Below are 25,307 nucleotides of genomic sequence, written 5' to 3'. Positions count from 1 at the left end.
TAGTCTAAGCATAAGAATCTGTCTTTAGAGCTATTTAAATTTTGATAAAACTTATAAAGTAACTTAAGCTATTGCCAAATTAATGCGTGGCATCAAAGAAATTCAACCGTAATTAATATGAAATTACTAATTATCAATTATGACTAGCATCACAGAACATTACGACATCATTATTATCGGTACAGGAGCCGGTGGAGGTACATTAGCCCACCGCCTTGCACCCACAGGTAAAAAAATTCTAGTACTCGAAAGAGGCAACTTTTTACCGAGAGAGAAAGCTAACTGGAATCCAGAAGAAGTTTATCAAAAACACCGCTACCATACAGATGAGCAATGGTATAACAAGGAAGGCAAAGCCTTTAATCCTCAGACAGGCTATTGGGTTGGTGGCAATACCAAACTCTACGGTGCAGCCTTAATTCGATTCCGGGAGCGAGATTTTGAAAGGGTAATTCATAAAGGAGGAATTTCTCCAGAATGGCCTTTGAAGTATCAAGACTTTGAGCCATACTACACCCAAGCAGAAAAGCTATATGACGTGCATGGACAGGAAGGAGAAGACCCCACCGAACCACCTCGCAGCGAACCATATCCCTATCCGCCAGTGAGTCATGAGCCAGATATGCAGTCTCTTGCTGATGGCATTCGGGAATTGGGTTATTATCCATTTCACCTACCACTAGGATTAAAGCTCAATGAAAGCGATCGCCTAAATAGCCTCTGCATTCGCTGTGATACCTTTGACGGATACCCCTGTTTAGTACAAGCAAAAGCCGATGCTGATGTCAACGCCATTCGTCCGGCTCGTGAAAAGTATGCCAATGTTACTCTCTTAACTAATGCCAAAGTCTTGCGGCTGCATACCAGTGAGTCGGGGCGAGAAGTGACGAAGATAGAAACTGAAATTGCAGGAGAGCAACATTGGTTTGCAGGCGATATTGTGGTTGTTGCCTGTGGTTCTGTCAACTCAGCTGCTTTGCTGTTACGCTCTGCTAATGACAAACATCCCAATGGATTAGCAAATAGTTCCGATCAGGTGGGGCGGAATTTTATGAAACAGTTGGAAACAGCCATAGTTTCCATACATCTAGAGGTGAATCACGCTAACTTTCAAAAAACGATCGCCGTCAATGATTTTTACTGGGGAGAGCCGGATTTTCCTTATCCAATGGGCATGGTACAGAATACAGGTAATGTCCTTGCCGATATGATTCCCGGAGAAGCACCTCCGCTAATGGCTCCATTTGTCAAGCTGATTCCTCATTTTGAGCGCCATTTGCTGGCCGAGCGATCGGTTGGCTGGTGGTTGCAAACAGAGGATTTACCAGACCCCAATAATCGGATTCGGGTTGTGGGCGACAAGATTCATGTTGACTATACACTGAATAATATTGAAGCAAGCGATCGCTTAATTCACCGATGGACATCTGTACTCAAGTCAATCCCTCATTCTGCTAAACACGTCCTGCCATTTAGCATTTATCCCCGCACTCATATACCAGAACAAGCAGTTGCCCATCAATGCGGTAGTTGTCGATTTGGCACAGATCCCAAAACCTCAGTCCTGGATCTCAACTGCCGTACCCATGATGTCGAGAATCTTTATGTTGTAGATAGTAGTTTCTTTCCGTCAAATTCGGGAGTTAACCCTACACTGACGATTATGGCGAATGCATTGCGTGTTGGCGATTTACTTGCAGCAGCCCTGGGTGCAAAGCACACGCTTCGCGTAGCAAGATCCTAGAGGGTACGCTAACGCATAGCTGAAGGATTGAAGTAGAAAGCTATGAAAAAAGAAGCATCACAAGATTCATTAATTAATTTGATATGGAGAAACAGATTATGAACGAAGAACACTCTACTTCTAACCAAGAAAAAGAAAATCAAACGCCCCCAAATACTCATCCTATTGCAACAGGATTGGGAGTAGCCGGAGGCGGAATTGCAGGAGCCGCACTAGGCCGCTCAATTGGTGGTAAGGTTGGTGCTGCAATTGGTGGGGTTGCAGGTGCGATCGCACTTGGAGTTGCAGCCAATGAACTGGTAGGATACACCGAGCAATTTATTGAAGAACTCCAGCCGACAGTAGGCTTAGGATTAGGAGCAGATCGCAAACCAATTGAATTACCTACTCACTATAGTTGGGAAGAACTACAAGCACTATCAAAACCTCAAGGTGAAAAAATGCAAGCTAAAGAAGGCTTTTAGCACTATGTTGACCAATTTTAATTAAAAATTAAAGATTAAAAATTGAAAGAAATAATAATTTTTAATTAATTTTGGGTACAAGCCCCCACTCTGCGGGAATTAAAAATGCAAAATTAAGATTTGATTCTTCAATTTTTAATTAATAATTTTTAATTTTTAATTGATTGTGGTGGGTTCAGAGCAAGCACTGATAGCGCTGGCGGCAAGCGAGTCCGCGTTCGCGTAGCGTCTCGTAGAGAGCGTCTTGCAATTTTTAATTAATAATTTTTAATTTTTAATTGGAGCGAAGCGACTTGACTATGCGGCTGATATTAGTTGAGGATGAAGCAGATTTAGGTGCAGCAATCAAACAAGTCCTGAGCCATGAGGCGTATATAGTTGATTGGTTTCTAGATGGTACTCAGGCATGGCAATATTTAGAAACTGGTTGGACTGAGTACACACTTGCGATTTTTGATTGGATGCTGCCTGGAGTATCGGGGATAGAGTTGTGTAAATGGTTGCGATCGCGCCAATTAACTCTGCCTGTATTAATGCTAACGGCTAAAGATCGAATGGAGGAAAAAATTATTGGTCTAGATAGCGGTGCAGATGATTATTTAGTTAAACCCTTTGATATGGCAGAACTGCTGGCAAGATTGCGAGCATTACAACGGCGATCCTCTTACGTAGGAACAATGCTGACACCTCAAGTCCAACCCCGACGTTTACAAGTAGGTTGCCTGACGCTCAATTACAGCACTCATCAACTTACTCGTCAGTATGGTCGCGGAGAAAATCAAGTATTCTCTTTAACTGTCAAGGAATTTCAATTGCTGGAATATTTCATGAGACATCCTAACCAAATTGTCAGCCGCGACCAAATTATTAATCAGCTTTGGGAAATTGGTGCAGAACCAGTTAGTAATGTCGTAGCAGCACAAATTCGCTTATTGAGACGTAAATTAGGAGAAGAAGAGAACGAATCTTTAATTGAAACTGTTTATGGTGTAGGCTATCGTCTCAATATTCCGACTGCGGAAATAAGCAGTTGATTTCTGTAAACTCAACAGCGACACTTTCAGCAAGATTATAGAAATATGGAACGCAATCCCATCTTTCACCAGACTCGGTTGCGCCTAGCAGCTTGGTATACCCTCGTCATGGGCGGTATTTTAGGGCTATCTAGTTTGGGGGTTTATAGTGTGGTTGCCCATGCCTACTATGAAACCATAGACCAGGGATTGCAATCAGTCGCAAACGCACTCCATAAAAGCATTGAACCAGCTTGGCAACAACCTGGAGAATTACAACGCCTGAATCAAGAATTTTCTTTAGAATTATGTGTGGGTCAAACAAATTGTTTGCCTAAAACAACATCCATTAAAAAATCAATCACAGAGGCGGCGAATCCAGTTAATTACTATATACACTTATTGGATCGTTCAGGAAAAATTTTTGCCAGTGGAGGCATGAAAGTTGACAATTTCTCTGTTACCCCAGCATTAGAGCATTGGCGGATATTAACAGATTCCTCTGGTACTCGATACCGCGAAATAACTTTACCTTTGTATACTCAAAAACAGGTTTCGGGTTATCTACAAGTGGCGCGTAGTATCACTGATTTAGACCAACATCTGGCTTATTTAAGATTAGCTTTGGTGTTGGGATTACCAATTTCCATGATTTTCGTTGGTTTGTCTAGTTGGTGGTTGGCAGGAAGGGCAATGCAACCTGTATATCTTTCATACCAACAAATGCAACAATTTACTGCTGATGCTGCCCATGAGTTTCGCACACCTTTAGCAGCAATGTACTCTACTATTGAAGCTGCTATCAAGTTACAGCAAGAACCAAAATCCAATGGGGGAATTTTAGATGTACTCAAACGCCAAAATCGGCGCTTATCACAATTAGTAGGAGATTTATTACTATTAACTAGGATAGACCAAAAACAACTAACAGAAAAATATCAGCCTTGCTGTTTGAATGATTTAATTAGCGACTTAATTGAGGAATTAGCATTTTTGGCAGTAGAAACTAAAGTAAATCTCTCTAAACAGGTGCAAGTCTCAGAAAAACTATATGTGATGGGAAATGAAGAACAGCTTTATCGCTTAATTTCCAACTTAATTGCTAATGCAATTCAAGCCACATCTAGCGGTGGAAAAGTCACGGTTTTTTTGGAAGAAAGTGAGCTTTACGCCATGATTAAAGTTGAAGATACAGGAATTGGTATTGCCCCAGAACATCAACAGCGAATTTTCGATCGCTTCTACCGAGTAGATCGCGATCGCTCTCGCACCTCTGGCGGTTCGGGTTTGGGATTAGCGATCGCAATCGCGATCGCTAGAGCGCATAAAGGCAATATTCACGTTCAAAGTCAACCTGGGCTAGGTAGTATATTTACAGTTCGACTTCCTCTTTCATCGTGAGTTCTGGTCAAAAATCAGCAGTTAATCCTGATAAAATTGGAACAAAAGCATCTGCTGATTGTGTGTTAACAGTTGGAGCAGGGAGCAGGGGAGCAGGGGAGAAAAACCACGCCACTTGCGATTGTTGCTCTCAACCAAGTCAGAATTGGAGCAAGGGGGCTTTTGCCCACAATTCGGCTTGGTTTCAATACTTGTCGGGTTTTGGGGAAAAGGGAAAGAAAAAACTTTTAACCTTTCCCCTTTAACCTTTTCCCCAAACCCAATTTTAAGTTCAAAATCCAAAACCCGAGTAGTATTGGGCTTGGTTTATACCTTTTCCCCTACCTCTTATCAAGGAATGCGATAATAACGAGTAATTCCTAATCTTACTACTCTCAATTTAATACATAAAATATGCGGTAAATGCTTAGAATCTTAACAGCTAAGTTGAGCCGCCGTTGATAACTTCTGCGTCTAACCGATAACCTTGATGCGATCGATTGGAACAGGATCGTTATAATGCTGGCAAAAAATTTATTTGATTCCTCAAAACTTTTAAAACATCCTCTAAGCAGTAACTAATGCCTTTAATTCCTCAGTTTTTAATCTTGGCCCATAGGATGTAACAATTTTAGAAGCTGCGGCCGATGCTAATTTTCCGGCTTCTTCATAGCTCATACCTTGAGTAATTCCATAAAGGAAAGCTCCTGCATACATATCTCCTGCTCCTACTGTATCTACAGCTTTTACTTGAGGTGCAGCGATTTCGATTAATTTCTGACCGTCAAATACTACTGAACCTTTGGGGCCGCGAGTAATGGCAAATTTCTTACTCAGGGTTTTTAGGTTGTCTACAGCTACTTGAAAATCCTGTGTATCTGCTAGTTGTAATGCTTCACTTTCATTAGCAAAAATAAAGTCTAAACCAGGCCCAATGATGTCTAATAAACCATCTTTAAAAAATTTCACCATGTTATAATCAGATAAGGACATGCTAGTTTTTACCCCCGCTTTTTCAGCGATTTCTCTAGCCTTTATTGCTGCTTCTTTTCCTGTGGGAGAAGTCACTAAATATCCTTCGATATATACATATTCTGAATCAGCGAGTGCCTCTAATACTAATTCTTGTGTAGAAAATTTTTCAGTAATTCCCAAAAATGTATTCATAGTGCGATCTGCATCGGGAGTTACTAACACCAAACATTTTCCTGTAATTCCTGATTGGCGATCGCCGTTTTTTAAGTTGGTATCTACCTGAGAGTTGAGTAAATCTTCGATGTAAAAGTCTCCAAATTCATCATTAGCCACTTTACAGGAATAAAAAGCTTTTCCTCCTAGTTGACTAATTGCCACTATTGTGTTCGCGGCTGAACCTCCACAACTTTTATGACAATGAAGATTTTTGAGATTTTCTAAAATATGATTTTGACTATCTTCATCTAGGAGTGTCATTACACCTTTATCAATCTTTAACTCTTGTAGTAACTCTGGAGATACTTCGTATTCTATATCTACTAAAGCATTACCTACACCATAAACATCATATTTTTTGCCCATTGTTTATCTCCTAGAATAATTTATGTCTGACTTGAACAGAACTGATGATAACAGATATTCGTTGAAAAATGAAGGTGAAGTGTTGAATACTGATCGTGAGGGCGATTGTTCTGCGCTGCTCGTGCAAATGCTGAAAAATGGTCGCACGAGGCGATTTAAGCAAGGGCAAATACGCGACTGAAGTGATGGAATCCAGCTTCTCAGTTTAGCTTTTTTCCAAAGTAAGAGATCTCTGTTGATGGTAAGATATGCGCCTATTGCTGAAAATTAATTTTCTTCAACTGGAGCGATCGCACAAAAATATAACCGATTCGTTTCTCTGTTGAGTTAAAGGCTGAAAACTCGGTTTAGAAGGAATTTGCTATTTTTTTAGACTGACTTATTTAATATCTTGTAGTACATTAATCAGCAGGTTTAAAAAAAATAATTGGGACTTTGATAGTTGATTTTCTAAGTTGGTTTGATACAATGGAGGTAAGGTTTTCAATAGCTAGACTTTGCTTAACAGTGATTGACCTTCTACCAGAATTCGGTTAAATTTCTTGCACCACTTGGATATAAGCCGTGTGTCGCCCCAGAATCGGCGCGGTTGCGTCAAAAACGCTATTTATCTAGCAATATTTAATGAATTCTTCTGTTATTCTCTTATATAACCTGGTTTTAGTTATTTTCCTTCTGTTTGCTAATGCTTATTTACTTAGATGTGTATAAATAAAATTTTCATGACAACCACTTTATTATGTGGCAGATTTATGATAGTTATTAGCCACCTAAATTTAATGCTTTTTTTTAGATGACCTGGCAAAGATTAGTAATGTATATGCCATAATGTCACGAACTAGGGCTATATAAACTTATTGCTTGCTATACTTCAACACCTAAGTGGGGAAGGTATTAGTATGGGCTACAAAAAAATATAATGCTGCTAGATCGAACCGATCGATGAACGATGGGGTCAAAACTCATGCTATATACCGGAATCCAATATTTTGGTCTGGATTTAATCTATAGCAGGGGTTGATTAAGTTATAAATAAGGAGAAAATTTGATGAAATTGTTAAACTTGGAGAATCCCGAGGTTAAATTAGCCTCTAAAACTGACAGTAATTTTGTGGACTTAACAGCAACACACCCCCGACCTTTGTTAAAGCGCTCACACTGGCAGACTTTAAATGGACTGTGGAAATTCGCATACGATGACGAGGGGAAATGTGTCGAACCTAGCGATTTTGCCCAATGGGATAATTATATAGAAGTTCCTTATGCGCCCGAATCTACCAAAAGTGGGATTAGCGATCGCGGTTTTCATCCAAATTGCTGGTACGAGCGGGAATTTGAAACGCCATCAGGGGACGGTAGATTAGTCCTACACTTTGGCGCTGTGGACTATCGCGCTCGTGTGTGGGTAAACGATAAATACATAGCGGAGCATGAAGGCGGGCATACCTCTTTCAGTCTTGATATTACCCATGCCTTAAATAACAGCGGTACAACCAAGGTAACAGTATGGGCGCAAGACGATCCGCACGACCTCGCCAAACCTCGTGGTAAACAAGATTGGCAGTTGAAACCCCATAGTATTTGGTATCCTCGCACGAGTGGTATTTGGCAGACAGTTTGGCTAGAACGCGTCGGTGAGACTTATATTGGTAATCTTCGTTGGATTCCCGATTGCGAACGGTGGGAAATTGGGTTTGAAATTGGGCTGGCTGGTAATTTACCTACTTCGGGTGTACAAATTAAAATTAAACTCAACGCTGGCGATCGCATCTTAGCAAACGATACCTATGAAGTATTCAATGGGGAAATTTGCCGCCGCATTGTTCTGAGCGATCCGGGTATTGACGACTGTCGCAATGAATTGCTGTGGAGTCCAGAAAAGCCCACGCTGATAGATGCCCAAATTCAGCTATGGGATAAAGATCGTCTTTTAGATGAAGTAGAATCTTATACAGCGATGCGGACTGTCAGCGTCCAGCGCGATCGCTTTATGCTCAACGGTCGTCCCTACTATCTGAGGCTAGTTCTCGACCAAGGTTATTGGCCTGAAACATTAATGACTCCACCCAGTGACGAAGCCTTACGACGTGATGTAGAACTCGTCAAAGCTATGGGTTTTAACGGAGTACGCAAACACCAAAAAATTGAAGATCCCCGCTTTTTATATTGGGCAGACGTTTTAGGGTTGTTAGTATGGGAGGAGATGCCCAGTGCTTACCGTTTCACGCCAAAAGCTGTGGAACGCATGACCCGTGAATGGACAGAAATTATCAAGCGAGATGTTAGCCATCCTTGTATTGTGGCATGGGTACCATTTAATGAATCTTGGGGAGTGCCAAATTTGACTGAAACGGCGGCTCATCGTAACTACGTGTTAGCAATGTATCATCTGACTAAGACTCTCGATCCGACTCGCCCAGTAATTGGTAACGATGGTTGGGAAAGTACAGATACCGACATCCTCGCTATTCACGACTATGAACGCCAGCCTCAACGATTAGCCCACCGCTACAGACCGGATATTCAAGCATCGGATCTATTTGAGCGTAGCCGCCCTGGAGGACGCATCCTCACCTTGGATAACTATCCTCATCAAGGACAACCAGTGATGTTGACGGAGTTTGGTGGTATCGCTTATGCCCCTCTTGACGAACCTAATGCCGATCAAACTTGGGGATATGAAAACTGCTCGAATATCTCCGAATTAGAAATGAAATACGCTGCTCTCTTGGAAACCGTCAATAACATTGAGCTATTTAGCGGATTCTGTTACACACAATTAACTGATACCTTTCAAGAAGCTAACGGTTTATTGTACGGCGATCGCACCCCGAAATTTCCTATTGAGGCGATCCGTGCTGCAACCCTCTCAGGACAAGGATTATGTACTCCCACAAGCTGTTAAAGCCCGACGGACGCAAACTCAAGTTATACAGTCGCTACCCAATTTCTAGCCAGTTAGAAGCCCCTAGCCCTAGTAATGAGCCAGTGCAAGCTAATCCCCACCTGCGCTGGCACCCCTTGCGGGGGGAATGGGTAGCTTATGCTAGTCACCGTCAAGGGCGGACATTCATGCCGCCCCCAGAATATAACCCCCTCGCACCTACCACCAACCCTGAGTTTCCAACGGAACTACCCCAAGGTAAGTATGACGTAGCAGTGTTTGATAACCGCTTTCCCTCAATGAGTCCTACAGCCAACAATCCACCCGCTACCATCGTGGAAACGTTACCAGCTAATGGAGCTTGTGAGGTAGTGGTTTTTACTCAAGATGCCAGCGCCTCCTTGAGTTCCTTAGAGTTAGAACATCTAGATTTGCTGTTAGAAGTGTGGGGCGATCGCACCCGCGAACTAGGGCTAAATCCCCAAATTCAGTACGTGTTGCCCTTTGAAAATAAAGGTGTAGAGGTGGGTGTAACATTGCACCATCCTCACGGTCAAATTTACGCCTATCCTTTTATACCGCCCGTTCCGGCGCGAATGCTGTCAATGCAGCAGGAGCATTATGAAAAACATCGGCGGGGTTTACTACAAGACTTGATTCAGCAGGAGATTGCAGACGAGCGACGGATTATTTATCAAGATGAGTATGCGATCGCATTTGTCCCAGTCTGCGCTCGTTACCCTTATGAAGTCTGGATTGCACCAAAAGAGCCAGTTAGCACTTTTATGGAACTTACCCCAAAGCAACGTTGGGGACTTGCCAAAGCTTTAAAAACCGTCACTCTCAAGTATGACGGTCTGTGGAATCGTCCATTTCCTTACTTAATGGCTTGGTTCCAAGCACCAACTGATGGTTTAGTGCATCCAGAAGCGCATTTACACGCCGAGTTTTTTCCACCATATCGGACAAGCGAAAGGTTGAAGTATCTGGCGGGCACTGAACTTGCAGCCGGGATGTTTGCTAATGATGCTTTACCAGAGGAGAAAGCGAAGGAACTACAAGCTGTGGTGGTAAATATTGAAAAACCGATTTCGGTGTGACAGTTATTGACTCAGTACTTCCGCACTATGGTAAAAGCCCCGCCCCTTGTGGGCGGAATCTTTTTGTATGGAGTTGCTTGATACCCCGCTCCTCGTGGACGGTTTTTTAACTCAGCACTCTTAACTCTAAGCCGAGGCACTTTTCATCATTTATTCAAAGTATAAGTTACCTTAATTTAAGTATCTTACGTAAAAAATTCTCAGTTTTATGTCCATTTTCCAATCCAAAACCTTTATAACAAAATGTATTTAAATTGACCCTAAATTCAAGTTACATAGTATAAATAACTAACTTTTTAGAGAATGAGTAAAGCTATAGCAAAAATCCGTCAAACTATTTCTGTTAATAGGTTTATCTCTGTTAATCAACACTTGTTTAGTGCCAGTTCAGAACCGCTTCTAACTGAATAAATGCTAAAGAACTATACATTAATCTAAAAAATCAGTATGTAAATTCTTGACAAAGTATAGTGTATCGCTTTTAATTGGTAACAACTTATGCTTAGTCTTTAAGTAAAATAACCTTAAATCCACCGTGAATAACAGCAGGAACTTTACTAAGTCCCAGGCTGGATTGTTCCTTTTGCTAGGAACCACAATCCCAGTAGCCGTAGTATCGATATTGACTAGTAACCCTTGTTTAGCACAGATTATACCTGATACTATGTTGGGAAATGAAAGCTCCCGTATTACGACTGGTGTCAACATTAAGGAACATGGGGCTGACTTAATTGAAGGTGGTGTCCAACGGGGAAGCAACCTGTTTCACAGTTTTGCAGAATTTAATGTCAACAACGGACAGCGAGTATATTTTGCCAACCCTACGGGCATTGCTGATATTTTTAGTCGAGTCACTGGCGGTAACGCCTCTAACATTTTGGGAACTCTGGGCGTAAATGGTGCAGCTAATCTATTTTTGCTCAATCCCAAAGGTATTATTTTTGGGCCAAATGCCCAGTTAGATATTCAAGGTTCATTCCTGGCTACGACAGCCAACAGTTTTCAGTTTCCTGATGGTAGTAAATTTAGTGCTACTAATCCCCAAGCGCCGCCACTGTTAACAATGAGTGTACCTGTGGGTGTGCAATATGGTTTACAGCAAACGGCAAGTATTACTAATCAAGGAAATTTGGTAGCAGGAAAAGATTTGACGCTGAACGCAGGAAATTTGGATTTACAAGGACAACTCCAGGCTGGTGGTAATTTAACGTTACAGGCGCAGGAAACTTTAAAAGTTAGAGATAGCGCAACTAATCCTTTCATTGCGGCTGCGGGTGGGAATTTGCTGGCGCAAGGTAATCAGAAAGTAGATATTTCTGCCTTAAATCACCCAGATAGTGGCTTTTACTCTGGTGGCGATATGGTGTTGCAGTCTGAAAATACCATTGGTGGCGATGCACATTTTTGGGCTGGGGGTAATTTTAGGATAGAAAAGTTAAACGGCAATTTAGGTAATCTATTTAGTCCTGACGATCCGGTAATTCGGGCTACTGGGAATGTGAGTTTTGGTAGTTACACAGGGGCATCTTTGCACATTCTGGCGGGTGGGAGTGTCAATATTTCGGGTAACGTTGATATCACTGGCGTAGATAGCACAAGCAATTCTCTTCAAGAAACCGTCACGCTGTCGGATGGAACAACAATAGATATTGATGGTAGTAATAAACCAACATTAGACATTAGAGCAGGGGTTGATTCCAATTATATTGGTACTCCGCAATTTACACCCAATCCGCTCATTGGATTCAATGTACAAAATCCTAATACGAGCAACGAACCAACAAATGCAAATATTAACATTCAAGGTAAGATTTATAATCTTTCAGGCAGTCAATCTAACAGTGGAGACATACTTATAACTAATCAGTATCATCCCAATGGATTAGCGGGTGATATTACAACTGGAGTGATTAGCACTTATGGTAATGTCGCTGTTGATTCGCAGGGTGATATTACAAATAATGGGACAATTTTAACTGATATTTATGATTTTGTAGAAAAAAACAGAACAGGCGGTAGTATTAAGCTGCTAGCAAATCAAAATATCTTGATTCAAGGTTCTCTGTTATCTAATGTAAATGGTAGTTTGAATGGCAATGGTGGCAATATTTACCTCAATAGTCGTAACGGAACAATTGATATTAAGGCGGATATTATATCTAAATCTCCCAACAATGGAATTGCTGGAAGTGTCACGATTCAAGCGTTAGGAAATATATCTCTTTCTAATAGTAAAATAGAAGCCATTAGTAATAATGATATCGAAGAATATAAGAATAACATCACCATTAATTCTACGAAAGGTTCACTTAATTTAAATGATTCTCAATTAAATACCACTAACAATAATGATGAGGGCTATGCAGGATATATCATAATTAATGCTAGTGACAAAATATCTCTTCTCAACGGCAGCAAGATATCTAGTCAGGGAAATAATGGATTACTATTAATTGGTATTAATCTAACAATACCGACTGATGATAATAGTGAAACAATAAAGCTTGCTGTTGATCCTAATAATACATATACACCTAAAAATGTTTTTATTGATAATAAATCAGAAATAAATACGAATGGTAATGATTCAGATGAGGCAGGAGGTATTATTATTAATGCTAGTGATAAAATATCCCTTCTTAATGGCAGCAAGATATTGAGTCAGGGAAATAATGGATTACTATTGATTGGTACTCCTATTATTAATCAAAAAGTATTGGATAATAATGGATTACAATTTAGTGGTATTAATGATATAGATAAGCCTAATAGCATTATTATTGATAATTCGGAAATAAATACTAATAGTCATGGTTCAAGTAAGGCAGGAAATATCAGTATTAATGCTAGTAATAAAATATCGATTCTCAACGAAAGCAAGATATTTAGTCAGGGAAATTTTGGCAGTATTGATATCACCGCAGGTAGCTTATATCTGAATCACAATTCGGAAGTTAATACTAATAATGATTCTGGCAGTGCAGGAGATATCAACATCACAACAAATAATTTGCTGCTTCGTCGCCACAGTAAGATTTCCACTACAGCCGGTCAAGAAGGAATTGGTGGTAATGGCGGTAGCATAAAGATTAATGCCAACGATGGATTTGTTATCGCAAAACCATCAGAAGACAGTGATATCATTGCCAATGCCTTTGGCGGACAAGGAGGCAAGATTAAGATTACTGCCAGCCGCATTCTAGGATTTCAGAACCGGGGAAAGTTGAATTCAGCAGAACTGAGGAAGATTAAAAACAACGGCACTAGCGATATTAGCGCCAGTTCTGATGTGGATTCAGGGGAGGTAGTCATTGAAAGCCTCAGCATTGATCCTAGCCAGGGGCTTGTGGCACTGCCGACAAATCTAGTAGACCCCTCTAGATTAATTGCCCAAGGCTGTACCTCTAGCAACAGTAACGTTGCTAAAGGACAAAGTGAGTTTGTGATTACTGGACGTGGCGGACTACCACCCAGCCCTGATGATACTCTCAAGCCTGCGGCTACTTTACCAGAGTGGGTAGTAAATAATACGGTTAATAATAGTAATAATTCTATAAATATGACTGAGAATAATTTAAGGCAATTATCATCAAATATTTCTACTCCCTTAGTAGAAGCAGTAGGTATGGTACGCAGTGCAAATGGAGATATTGTTTTGACTGCTCAATCAACAACAGCTACTTTGTTGCAGTCGGGGTTATCTACTCAAGCCTGTAATGTTACTCAAGGGAATGTTCGATGATGAACGACTGGCTGGGTAGGCGATCGCCCTATCTATATCAATACTATTCAGATCGGGTCACAAACCAACCACAAAACCTGTTCCAGACTGGCAATGCATCCATCATCTCTAAGAAAACAAAATCTATCAGTCAGATTCTTTTGACAAATTGGGGTTATGTATTCCTCCTATGCACAGGGTTAAATATCAGCATTTATCCACAACGGTTAGCGGCTCAAGAGGCTCCTATTGAGGTAAAACCGCCTTCCATACAACCACTACCCCAGCCACAACCTCTACCAGAACTACCGCCTCCAGAACAACTATTACCCACTGCACCCCAGTCACCAACTCAACCAGATGTTAATCCGCAGACATTAGCAGAAACGTTGGTTGTAGAACGGTTTGAGTTTGTGGGGAACACAGTTTTTAGCACCCAAGAACTGGCGAAATTGACGGCTCCTTACCTCAAACACCCAATTACTTTTAATGATTTACTCAAGCTACGTTTAGAACTGACGAAATTATATATAGATAGAGGCTATATTACCTCTGGAGTAATTATTCCTCCCCAAACTGTGAAAGCAGGGGTAGTGGTAATGCAGGCGGTAGAAGGAAGTATAGAAAAGATAAATGTTACAGGTACGCGCCGCCTCAACCCCAGCTATATCCGCGATCGCCTAGCCATTGCTACTGGTAAACCATTATCCCGCGAGCGCCTACTCGCAGGATTGCAACTATTACAACTCGATCCTTTAATTAAAAGTATATCTACTGACTTACAAGCCGGCATAAGTCCGGGTACGAATATTTTAGAAGTTAAAGTGACTGAAGCCAATTCTTTTAGTACTCAGCTAGTGCTAGATAACCAACGCAGTCCAAGTGTGGGAAGTTTTCGCAGGCGCATCAATCTTACCGAAGCCAATTTATTAGGGCTAGGAGACGGTTTAAGTGTTGGTTACACCAATACTGATGGTAGTAATGGCTTTGATGTTAGCTATAACCTACCAGTCAACCCACGCAACGGTAAGCTGATTTTTACCTATGGCAATACTAATAGTGATGTTATAGAACGTCCTTTTAACTCCTTGGATATTAATTCTCAGTCAAGTTACTACGAATTAACCTTCCGTCAACCCCTTTTACAAACTCCCAGCCAAGAGTTTACTTTAGGAATTACCGCTAGCCACCAAGCAAGTCAAACATTTCTAGGTTTTAACGACATCGGAGCGTTTCCTCTTGCAATTGGTGCTGATGACCAAGGAAGGACGAGGGTTTCTGCGATCCGATTTTTTCAAGAATGGACTCAACGTAGTAGCCAACAAGTAATAGCAGCGCGATCGCAATTTAGTTTAGGCTTGGGTATTTTAGATTCCACAATCAATCAGGATGAACCCGATAGCCGTTTTTTAAGTTGGCGAGGACAAGCACAATGGCTGCGCCAACTAGCGCCTGATACCTTAGTGCTGCTGCAAGCTGATATGCAATTAGCAGATAGAAAACTGTTAGGACTGGAACAATTTGGTATCGGTGGACAAACAACTGTGCGCGGATACCGTCAGGATCAACTCTTGACAGATAATGGTGTGCAAGCAACCGCAGAAATTCGCTTACCGATTCTGCGAGTTCCTCAAGGAGTCTTGCAACTCACGCCTTTTGCAGATATAGGTACTGGCTGGAATAATGGCGGCTCAAATCCTCGTACTAACACTTTAATCGGTACTGGAATAGGCTTGCTGTGGCGACAGGGTAATAATTTTACTGCACGTTTTGATTGGGGTATCCCACTAATATCTGTTGATTCTCAGAGTGATAAAACATGGCAAGAAAACGGTTTGTATTTCTCTGTTATCTATACACCTTTTTAAATCGGGGATTGATGCTAAGAGTGAAAAATTTTTCTGAGAAACAACGCCAAAAATTCTGGTATGGACTTTTGGCTTGTCTGACAACTTTACTGTGTATATTTGGTTCGCCTGTGGTGGCTCGTGATGTGGTAAGTCAAGGGTTGACTGCATCTGTGGTTGCTTCTTCTTCTCAAGAGGAAGTAGCTAAAAATCTCTATATGTCAGGGCGATTTGCAGAAGCAGTAAAGCTATTACAGCAAGCCTATCAAACAAGTGGGAATCAAGTAGAAAAGGCGGTGATTCTGAGTAATTTGGCTCTCAACTTGCACCAATTAGGCCGCATTGATGAAGCAAGTGGGGCAATTGAAGAAGCGATCGCTATTTTACAAAATACTGCCAATTCACCACCTGTTTGGGCGCAAGTTTGGGATATCAAAGGTAATCTGGAACTAGCACAGGGTAAAGCTCAAGCAGCTTTGTCATCCTGGGAAACAGCCGCATCGCTCTACGAAAAATTAAAAGATAGCAATAGAGCTATCCTCGCCCAAATTAACCAAGCACAAGCATTGCAGACTTTAGGACTCTATCGGCAAGAGATTTCTCTACTCCAGAGTTTGACAACGGATCTGCAAAAACAACCAGACTCTCTGGCTAAGGCGGCTAGTTTTCGCAACTTGGGTGAGGCGCTGGCGTTGGCTGGCGATATCGATCGGGCAAAAAAACATTTACAACAAAGTCTGGAGATTGCCGGAAAACTACAATCACCAGAAAATATTGCTACAGCTTACCTGAGTTTGGGTAATCTTGCTTATATTCCTGGTAGCAGTATAGAACAAAAACATACTGCTCTGACTTATTACGAAAAAGCAGCTGTTTCATCAACTACTGCGACTAGCAAAATCCCATCTCAACTTAACTGTTTACGCCTGTTGATTGAGTTGGAACAATGGCCAGCAGCACAAGCATTATATCCCGAAATTCAAAGTCAAATTGCTAACCTGCCGCTTGGTCGTTCGGCGATTTACGCTCAGGTAAATTTGGCTCAACGCCTTTTAGAAATGAGGCAGAAATTCCCTGAACCCAACCCAGAAAAAATTGCTAAAATCCTGGCTGTGGCACGTCAGCAGGCGCAACAATTGCAAGATGTACGCTCAGAGTCTTTTGTATTAGGTAATCTTGGACACCTATATGAATTATCTCAACAATGGTCTATAGCCCAGGATTTGACTACACAGGCGCTAAATTTGTCACAATCAATTCAAGCGTCAGATATTGCCTATCGTTGGCAGTGGCAACTGGGACGTATTCTTTGCCAAGGTAAAACCCAGTGCGATCGCACAGAAGCGATCGCTGCCTATCAACAAGCATTTAATACTCTCCAAAATATCCGTAGCGATTTGATTGCCACGAATAAAAATGTGCAGTTTTCTTTTCGGGAAACGGTAGAACCTGTGTATCGCCGTTTAGTAGATTTATTACTTCAATCATCAGCACCAAGTCAAGAGAATTTAACACAGGCTCGTAATGTTATTGAAGCCCTGCAAGTGGCGAAATTACAAAACTATTTGCGGCAAGCTTGTGAAGATACAAAATTAGCACTCGACAAGGTGATTGACTCCAAAGATAAAACATCTGCTGTTATTTATGCAATTATTTTGGATAACCGTTTAGAAGTTATTCTCAAGCGACCGAATAAAAAACTTAGCCATTATGCTACCCCGCCTCAACAGAAAATTGAGGAAGTTGTCAGCCGACTATATGAAAATCTGCAAGAAGATGGTAGTTATGAAGAAGTACAACAGGATGGTAAAAAAGTTTATAACTGGCTGATTCAACCAATAGAAAAACAGTTAAAGGATAGCAAAATTAAAAATTTGATTTTTGTTTTGGATGGCCCTTTAAGAAAAATCCCGATGGCTAGTCTCTATGATGGACAACAGTATCTAGTAGAAAAATATGCTGTCTCCTTAGCTTTGGGGTTACAAGTACGCGAACCCATTGCTTTAGATAGATCGAAAATCAAAATTTTGGCTGCTAGCTTAACTCAACCACCAAATAACACAGAACTTTCTGGCTTTTCTCGATTAGCAAATGTTGAGCAAGAAATCAAGGAGATTAAAAAGACAGGATTAGCCGTTAACTGGATCGCCGATGGAGAATTTACCACGAACAATTTTAACAAAAAACTAAATGCTGCTAATTTTGACATAGTACATTTAGCAACCCACGGTCTATTTAGTGCAAATCGAGAAAATACTTTTGTGGTGACAGCCGATGGAAAGTTAAAAATAGATGAATTCGATCGATTGTTTCTTACCCAAAAACAAAACCGTACTCACAGAATTGAGTTACTGGTTCTTAGTGCTTGCCAGACAGCTACAGGTAACGACCAAGAAGTGATGGGTATTGCTGGAACTACAGTTCAAGCTGGGGCTAGTAGTGCGATCGCCAGTTTGTGGGATCTAGACGATGAAGCCAGCGTTCCATTCATTAAAGAATTTTATACGCATCTAGGGCAACCCAACATCAGTAGAGCCGAAGCACTGCGTCTCGCACAGCAAGCTTTACTCAAAAACCCTAAATATGACCACCCCCGTTATTGGGCCCCCTATGTTTTAGTTGGTAGTTGGCTTTGATGTCCATCTCAAGAATTTGTGTATGAACTTCATATTTTCTCCGTTTTTCTTAAGTACTATTACTATACTGAAAGCTACTTTGTTCTCTTATACTGTATCAATTAAATGTAAGTGACACAGGCGATCGCCATTGATTAAAATCAGTGGTTTTCATTTTGAGCGTGATGTCAAACAATTTCTAAAAACGAGCATTAATACTCAATATGAATAGCTTTAAAGATGCATTTATTTCTTATGGAAGAGCAGATAGCAAAGATTTTGCAACTAAGCTGCATCAGCGACTTGTAGAAGCAGACTTGAAAATTTGGTTTGACCAAAATGATATTCCTTTGGGTGTTGATTTCCAAAATCAAATAGATGATGGGATTGATAAATCAGACAATTTTCTCTTTATCATTGCGCCTCATTCAATCAACTCCGTTTATTGTGGTAAAGAAATAGATTTAGCACTCCGCCGGAATAAACGCATTATTCCCTTACTCCATGTAGAGCAAATTACTCAAGAAATTTGGCAGCAACGCAATCCTAGAGGTGAAGCGAGTCACTGGGAAGAATATAAAGCCAAGGGGTTGCATTCCAGTTTTCCCAATATGCACCCAGCTATTGGCAAGATTAACTGGGTATACTTCCGTGAAGGTATAGATGACTTTGAGAAATCCTTTGCCGGACTCCTAGAGCTATTTTCCCGTCATCGAGAGTATGTGCGTCAACACACCTACTTTTTAGCCAGAGCCATAGAGTGGGAACAAAAACAACAAAAGTCAGAATACCTGTTAGTTGGTGAAGAACGGATACAGGCTGAAGACTGGCTGAAAATTCGGTTTAAACACGAGCAACCGCCCTGTGAACCAACGGATTTACACTGTGCTTTGATTTGTCAGAGTATCAAAAATGCTAACAACCTGATGACTCAGGTGTTCCTCTCCTACTCAGAAAAAGAGAGGGCATTTATGGAGAAAATTGCTAAAATCTTGATGCGAGAAAGTTTCACGGTTTGGACAAACAAAACAGATATTCAGTCTGGGTCGGATTTTGTCGAGTCGATTTATCGAGGTATTGAGGAAGTAGATAATCTGGTTTTTCTGATGTCTGCGGCCTCTTTGCAATCAGAATACTGTCAAATGGAACTGTCTCATGCTTTCTCTCTGAAAAAGCGGGTCATTCCTTTGTTGATTGAACAAGTAGACCTAGAGCTAATTCCTATCGAATTACGTACCCTGCACTTCATTGACTTTACAGAGCAACAACCGCAGGCAAAAGACTCTGCCAATATTGACCAGCTAATTAATGTGCTGTTTCAAGATACAGCTTACTACGAACAGCATAAAATTTTATTAGTCAAAGCTCTGAAGTGGGAACGACAAAAACGCAATTCTAGTATTTTGTTGCGGGGTCACAATCTTCGTAATGCTGAGGCTTGGTTAAAGGTAGCTAAACAAAAAACGCAACATCTGCCCATACCTTTGCAAGTAGAGTTCATCACTGAAAGCCTCAAGCAGCCCCCAGAGGCAGCGCTGGACGTATTTATTTCTTACTCTCGTGCTGATTCTGACTTTGCACGCAAGCTCAACGATACATTGCAAATTCAAAACAAGACTACTTGGTTCGATCAGGAAAGTATTGCCTCCGGTAGTGACTTTGAGCAAGAGATTTACCGAGGAATAGAAAGCGCCAACAACTTCTTATTTATTATTTCACCCAACTCTATCAGTTCACCCTACTGCAAGGCTGAGGTAGAGTACGCGATGAATTTGCATAAGCGAATCGTTACTGTTTTGTATCGGGAAATTAACATTGCAGATATTCACCCAGGGTTAGCAAAAGTACAATGGATTGATTTTTGCAAGTATGGAGCAGATTTTCTAACCAAATTTGGGGAATTAACTAGAACACTAGATGCAGATCCAGATTACGTGCGATCGCACACGCGTCTTTTCTTGAAAGCGAAGGAGTGGGACGATCGCAAACGTGATGATAGTTTCTTGTTGCGGGGTAAAGATTTAGTCGCTTCTGAGGAATGGTTGAAGCAGTCTGTTGACAAACAACCAGCCCCCACCAATCTCCAACTAGAATATCTTGCTGCTAGTCGCGCTCTTCCCTATCGGAAAATCAAGCTCCGTACTGTGCTGCTGAGTAGCTTGGTTGTGACAATGGTAATGTTCATTGCTAGATTTCTCGGATTCACTCAGCCTTTAGAGCTAGCAGCTTATGACCAGATGATGTCCTTACGTCCTGATGAACCCAAGGACGAAAGATTTTTAATGGTCGATGTCGATCCCGAAAGTCTTGAAAAGTTGAATGAATCCGGGAGATATCCGGGTGGTAAAGGTTCTATTCCTGATGCGGCTCTAGACGATTTACTCAAAAATCTTTCCCAACATCAACCTAGTATGATTGGGCTGGATTTTATCCGTGATTTTCCGGCTGAAGGTAGCCTAAAACAACGTTTACAGCAAACAAAAAACTTCATTTCGGTCTGTAAAAACAGTTATGAAAATAGGCGGGGTGAAAAAATTCTTGGCTTTAAACACGCACCAGAAGTCCCGTTAGAGCAAGTTGGCTTTAGTGACTTAGTTGATGACGATGCTAAAGGTGGTCGTTTTGTGCGCCGACAATACTTGATGCAAAAGCCAGACCCTAAATATTGCAATACACCGGAAGCTTTGAGTCTAGTAATTGCTCGTCGCTATCTAGAAGCCAAGGGTCAGCCTTTCACCTCTCCTCTAAATCCCGAAACCAAAGCTTATGACCAACCGATGCAGTTTGGTAAAACAGTGATTCCCCAACTACTGGGACTGGGAGGTGGCTATCAAGACATGGATAATCAGCTTCAAGGTTATCAAACGATGCTCAAATATCGTACTTTTGGCGGCGACCCCAATAATTTCGCGCCTAGAGTCAATATTTGGGAAGTTTTGGACAATAAAGTTTCTGCTGAACAAATTAGAAATCGGATTGTACTGATTGGCTTTACTGACAGGCAAAACAGACAAGCTGATTACTGGAGTACACCCTATAGTGACGTTGCCGGAGTAACGTTGCATGGGCAAACCATCAGCCAAATCTTGAGTGCGACCTTAGATAATCGCTCGCTTATCTGGTGGTGGCCTCTTGGTTATGAAACAGTGTGGATGTTTAGTTGGGCTTTGGTAGGTGCTGTTGTCTGTTGGCGATTTAACCGCAATCTTTACACAGGTATAGCTGTAGGACTTTCTACTGGAACTTTATACATAATATGTTCCGTAATTTTAGTTACTCAAAGCGGTTGGATACCTTTTATTCCAGCATTTTTGACATTAATATTTACTGGAGGAGCAGTATTATACTTAACTAATCGACTCCGTAAAACTTAAGTCAACAAATCAGCAGACTAAGAGGAAATTGCAAAATGCTTCGTCCACAATTATCGATTCGGCGGTCAACTATTTTGATCTGCACTCTGACAAGTGTTTTTTATTTTAATTTTTTGTCTCCTATTTTTGTTCGCAAAGCCCAAGCACAGAATTTGTTTGAGCGTATTGGCCAGATGTTTAGTGGTTCTAGAGCCGAGGGAAATGCATCTGGGCGATCGCGAGGAGGAGCAACGCGATCGCAATGTTCTCAAATAAATAGCAACAACCTCATTGCCTTAGTTTCTAATAACAATGGAGGCTTGACTACTCAGGATTATCCCCAGTTCTGGTTTTACTTACCCTTTGGAGGAAATTCCCAGTCACCTCCAGCTAAATTTAGATTATTAGATGAACAGAAAAAGTCTGTTTTAACAAAGCCTCTGCTGTTCTCTTTATCAGAAAAAAAAGGTATTGTCAGCATTAGTCTTCCCCCTACCGAAAAACCATTATTGATTGGAAAAAAATATCATTGGTACTTCAAAATTGCTTGTGTCAATACTCAGGGATCTAACACAAATATTAGTGTTAATGGTTGGGTTCAACGAGTGCGAGCGAGTCCTAAGCTAGTAGCACAAATCAAGCACACAGCATATCAACATCAGTACATTCCTTATGCAGAAAATAACATTTGGTATGAAACTGTTAGCCAACTTGCTCAGAACCGAGTTGCTAATCAACAGGACTGGGGTAATTTACTATCATTTTTTAAACTTGAAGAATTTGTTAATTCCCCTATTTCTGAACTCAAACTACAAAAGTAGTAAATAAAATCATCTGATTAATTAATAAAATTACCGGACATGGAAAAATTTTTTAACTTGAGTTTCAATGAAGGACAAACAGCAAAAGCCGCTACAGTATCCGAAGCAGGAGAATTGTCTGATGCGCTTGAGCAAATGGGGCTGGTTGGTTCCCATCCGATTTTAGTCATCGTTGGTGGTGCAAGTCAGATGAGCGAAGCAGACTTTGTGCGTATCCAAAACTTGTTTGTGGAAGTATTAGCCCCAATAGCGCAACGTTTAGGAGCATATATTGTCGATGGTGGTACAGATGCCGGAGTCATGCAATTGATAGGTAATGCTCGTCATCAAATCAATGCTCAATTTCCGTTGATTGGTGTAGCGCCTACAGGAAAAGTCATTCTACCCAATCAGACTGAATCTAGTGATGATGCTGCACTTTTAGAACCACATCATACTCATTTTATCCTAGTCCCTGGCAATAATTGGGGTGATGAATCTCCTTGGATAGTACAAGTAGCAACCATGCTAGCTAGCGGCGCACCTTCGGTAACAGTGCTGATAAATGGTGGAGAAATTACCTTTCTTGACGCTGCTAATAGCGTCATCGCCGGACGCTTGGTGATGGTAATAGCAGGTAGTGGTAGAACAGCCGATAAACTTGTTTGTGCATTAAATGGAGAAGCTACAGATGAACGTGCTGAAAAATTAGCTGCTTCTGGTAAGTTGCAAACCATTGATTTAGAAGCGGATTGGGAAAAGTTAACTCACACAATTACACATTTACTTTCTACTTAACAATATCGCTGCCAAAAAAGAGTACGAAGAGGTAGGGCTGTCGTAGTAGAGTTATTGTCTTCCCAAACGATAACTCAGAAACTACGATTTAGCCCATGCTCGACATCCTGATGTTTATAAAGATACTCTGCTCCATCAAGAATTGGCACAGGCTCTTAATATAGTAATTTTAGTAATTTAGGTCAAAACCAATCTTGAAATTCATGCTCGTAGCCATGTAATTTCATTTTCTAGCGACCTAAATTTGAAGTCTAATAAAATCATTGATTATTACAAACTTCTCTTTCAAATCGAGTTTAACTTCTGTGATGCCAAGCAATTTTTGAGGCTGGAAGATTTTATGAATCTGAACCAAATTATCTACCTTGAGGAGCCAACAATGGCAAAAAAAGATCCATATCGGGAATTTTTAAAGCAAAAGTGCTAATTGGGGAAACTACTGATGATGAAGCAATATTTTTATGTAAGTATATCTAGAAGCTTTTGAGAAATTTAAAACTATGGGTAAGAAAGAAGACTATAGTCAATACCTTAGACAGGTATTCTGTGGACTGATTGACCGACTCGACTTGTCAGACTTGCGAAAAGACTTTCTGAAAAATCGCTGGCTTGACCAACTCATGTGGCTGGAGGGACGAGCCACCAAAGAACGCAATGCTCATCACAACCTCAGAATGATTACTATCATTGGTGGGGTAATTGTCCCAGCACTAATTGGTTTTCAGAAGGGGAACCAGAAGTGGCAAGAAATTGTTGGCTGGTCGGCTTTCGGTTTAAGTCAGGTAGTAGCCGTTTCTGCTGCGGTTGAAGAGTTTTTTGGTCATGGTGAGAAGTACCGCAACTATCGTAATACTGCTGAAGGCTTGAAAATTGAGGGGTGGCAGTTTTTCCAAATGGCTGGCCCCTATCGTCAATTTAATACCCACTCCGAGGCCTATACCATTTTTGCTGAACGTGTCGAACAGTATATTCAGCAAGACTTACAGGGCTTTATTTCCCAGTTAACAGAACGACAAGAGGCAGGCACTAAGCAGACACAAGAAACAGTCACAAAGAATGCTGAACTTGCTCTAGAAAAGCTCAACGAGCAGTTGCAGTTACGGGCACAGTATGAAGCCCAACTTAAGGAACTAGAAGCCGAGAAGCAGCGTGTCCAAGCCGAAAGGCAGCAGTTGGAACAAGAGCGCGATGACGCAAAACCAGCACTTCTGACAGCCCAAGAGGACTCAGATAAGCAACCTGACTTAAGTCCTGTTGGTAATTTATTGCAAGAGGATGAGGAAGACCGGGACAGTACCAGCCTAAACCCTAATTCAGTACAGTATCTCAGTGCTAACGAGATTCTGGTTAAGATTAAGAGCAATCCTATAAGCAAGAACGGTACAGCAACTAACCAGCCCACCGAAACCAAACAAGTCTCCACAAGTCTACCTATGTGTGGAGTTGAGCTAATTAAAAAGTTTGAAGGTTGCTATCTTAATGCATACAAAGATCCTTTAAGTGGAGGGCTACCAATCACAATTGGCTGGGGTACGACCAGGAAACGTGACGGTAGTCCGTGGTACATGGGAGATAGTATTTCCCAACAACAAGCTGATGAACTGTTGATTTATCAGTTGGAAACAAGCTATTTACCCGATTTAATGAAAATACCTTACTGGAGCGAACTCAACCCTAACCAACAAGGTGCTTTACTCAGCTTTGGCTACAACTTGGGGAGTAAATTTTACGGTCTCTCTAATTTTGAGTCAATGACCAGAGTCTTAAAGAATCGTGATTGGGCTAATATCCGCGAAACTTTCATCAAGTATCGTAATCCTGGATCAAATGTTGAGCAAGGACTTAGGAGACGAAGAGAAGCTGAAGCTGACCTATTCCTGAAACCCTACGCTTAATGGTTTAGCATTTAAAGTTTGAGAAATTAAGTTAGCGGAAACATTAGACAGAAAATGAAGGCACTCACCGCAGGACACAATTATGATTCGTAACAGCAAAAAGTATTCGATCAACGTAGACAAAATGGGGCAAGAT

General features: G+C 41.1%; 14 protein-coding genes and 1 pseudogene. 14 read left to right on the top strand and 1 reads right to left on the bottom strand.

Translation table 11 applies throughout. From position 1 onward, the window contains the following. Positions 1–139 precede the first annotated feature (139 nt). The 4 genes from RMZ41_RS27555 to rppB all read left to right on the top strand — a co-directional run bounded on the left by RMZ41_RS27555 (position 140) and on the right by rppB (position 4,622). On the top strand, positions 140–1,744 hold the full coding sequence (locus RMZ41_RS27555; RefSeq protein WP_322641765.1) for a GMC family oxidoreductase: 1,605 nt from the start codon (positions 140–142) through the stop codon (positions 1,742–1,744). A gap of 98 nt (positions 1,745–1,842) precedes the next feature. Then, positions 1,843–2,208, top strand: coding sequence for a hypothetical protein (locus tag RMZ41_RS27550; RefSeq protein ID WP_322641766.1), 366 nt, complete (start codon positions 1,843–1,845; stop codon positions 2,206–2,208). 299 nt (positions 2,209–2,507) lie between these two features. Then, complete coding sequence (gene rppA, locus RMZ41_RS27545) at positions 2,508–3,242, top strand: two-component system response regulator RppA (protein WP_322641767.1); 735 nt, start codon at positions 2,508–2,510, stop codon at positions 3,240–3,242. A gap of 45 nt (positions 3,243–3,287) precedes the next feature. Beyond that, on the top strand, positions 3,288–4,622 hold the full coding sequence (gene rppB / locus RMZ41_RS27540; RefSeq protein ID WP_322641768.1) for a two-component system sensor histidine kinase RppB: 1,335 nt from the start codon (positions 3,288–3,290) through the stop codon (positions 4,620–4,622). A gap of 546 nt (positions 4,623–5,168) precedes the next feature. On the opposite strand, the gene RMZ41_RS27535 is transcribed toward rppB, so the two are convergent. Continuing rightward, the gene (locus RMZ41_RS27535) at positions 5,169–6,158 is read right to left on the bottom strand and encodes an adenosine kinase (protein WP_322641769.1); all 990 of its coding nucleotides are present in this window, start codon (positions 6,156–6,158) and stop codon (positions 5,169–5,171) included. A gap of 1,048 nt (positions 6,159–7,206) precedes the next feature. Here RMZ41_RS27535 and RMZ41_RS27530 point away from each other — a divergent pair. The 10 genes and pseudogenes from RMZ41_RS27530 (at position 7,207) to RMZ41_RS27485 (ending at position 25,171) form a co-directional block, all read left to right on the top strand. Continuing rightward, positions 7,207–9,063, top strand: a complete 1,857-nt coding sequence (locus RMZ41_RS27530; RefSeq protein ID WP_322641770.1) for a glycoside hydrolase family 2 protein — start codon at positions 7,207–7,209, stop codon at positions 9,061–9,063. After that, complete coding sequence (galT, locus tag RMZ41_RS27525) at positions 9,042–10,142, top strand: galactose-1-phosphate uridylyltransferase (RefSeq protein WP_322641771.1); 1,101 nt, start codon at positions 9,042–9,044, stop codon at positions 10,140–10,142. Before RMZ41_RS27530 ends, galT begins: the two co-directional genes overlap by 22 nt. 535 nt (positions 10,143–10,677) lie before the next feature. Then, a complete protein-coding gene (locus tag RMZ41_RS27520; RefSeq protein WP_322641772.1) occupies positions 10,678–13,884 on the top strand; it encodes a filamentous hemagglutinin N-terminal domain-containing protein in 3,207 nt (1,068 codons plus the stop codon). Beyond that, the gene (locus RMZ41_RS27515) at positions 13,881–15,731 is read left to right on the top strand and encodes a ShlB/FhaC/HecB family hemolysin secretion/activation protein (protein WP_322641773.1); all 1,851 of its coding nucleotides are present in this window, start codon (positions 13,881–13,883) and stop codon (positions 15,729–15,731) included. The genes RMZ41_RS27520 and RMZ41_RS27515 overlap by 4 nt, the downstream gene beginning before the upstream one ends. A gap of 11 nt (positions 15,732–15,742) precedes the next feature. Next, positions 15,743–18,346, top strand: coding sequence for a CHAT domain-containing protein (locus tag RMZ41_RS27510; RefSeq protein ID WP_322641791.1), 2,604 nt, complete (start codon positions 15,743–15,745; stop codon positions 18,344–18,346). A gap of 203 nt (positions 18,347–18,549) precedes the next feature. Then, positions 18,550–21,699 carry a TIR domain-containing protein gene (locus RMZ41_RS27505; protein WP_322641774.1) on the top strand — a complete coding sequence of 1,050 codons (3,150 nt, stop codon included), beginning with the start codon at positions 18,550–18,552 and terminating at the stop codon, positions 21,697–21,699. Positions 21,700–21,734: 35 nt separating this feature from the next. Further along, on the top strand, positions 21,735–22,499 hold the full coding sequence (locus tag RMZ41_RS27500; protein WP_322641775.1) for a DUF928 domain-containing protein: 765 nt from the start codon (positions 21,735–21,737) through the stop codon (positions 22,497–22,499). 39 nt (positions 22,500–22,538) lie between these two features. Continuing rightward, positions 22,539–23,276 carry a hypothetical protein gene (locus RMZ41_RS27495; protein ID WP_322641776.1) on the top strand — a complete coding sequence of 246 codons (738 nt, stop codon included), beginning with the start codon at positions 22,539–22,541 and terminating at the stop codon, positions 23,274–23,276. Between the two features lie 109 nt (positions 23,277–23,385). Next, positions 23,386–23,631: pseudogene (locus RMZ41_RS27490) on the top strand (IS4 family transposase); the annotation flags it as partial. Between the two features lie 145 nt (positions 23,632–23,776). Then, entirely contained in the window at positions 23,777–25,171 is a 1,395-nt protein-coding gene (locus RMZ41_RS27485) for a DUF4231 domain-containing protein (protein ID WP_322641777.1), read from the top strand. Positions 25,172–25,307 lie beyond the last annotated feature (136 nt).

This window comes from Nostoc sp. DedVER02 (assembly GCF_034530675.2).
Lineage (GTDB): Bacteria > Cyanobacteriota > Cyanobacteriia > Cyanobacteriales > Nostocaceae > Nostoc.
Note: the sequence above shows the minus strand (reverse complement) of the source record. Positions and strands in the feature narration are given on the sequence as shown.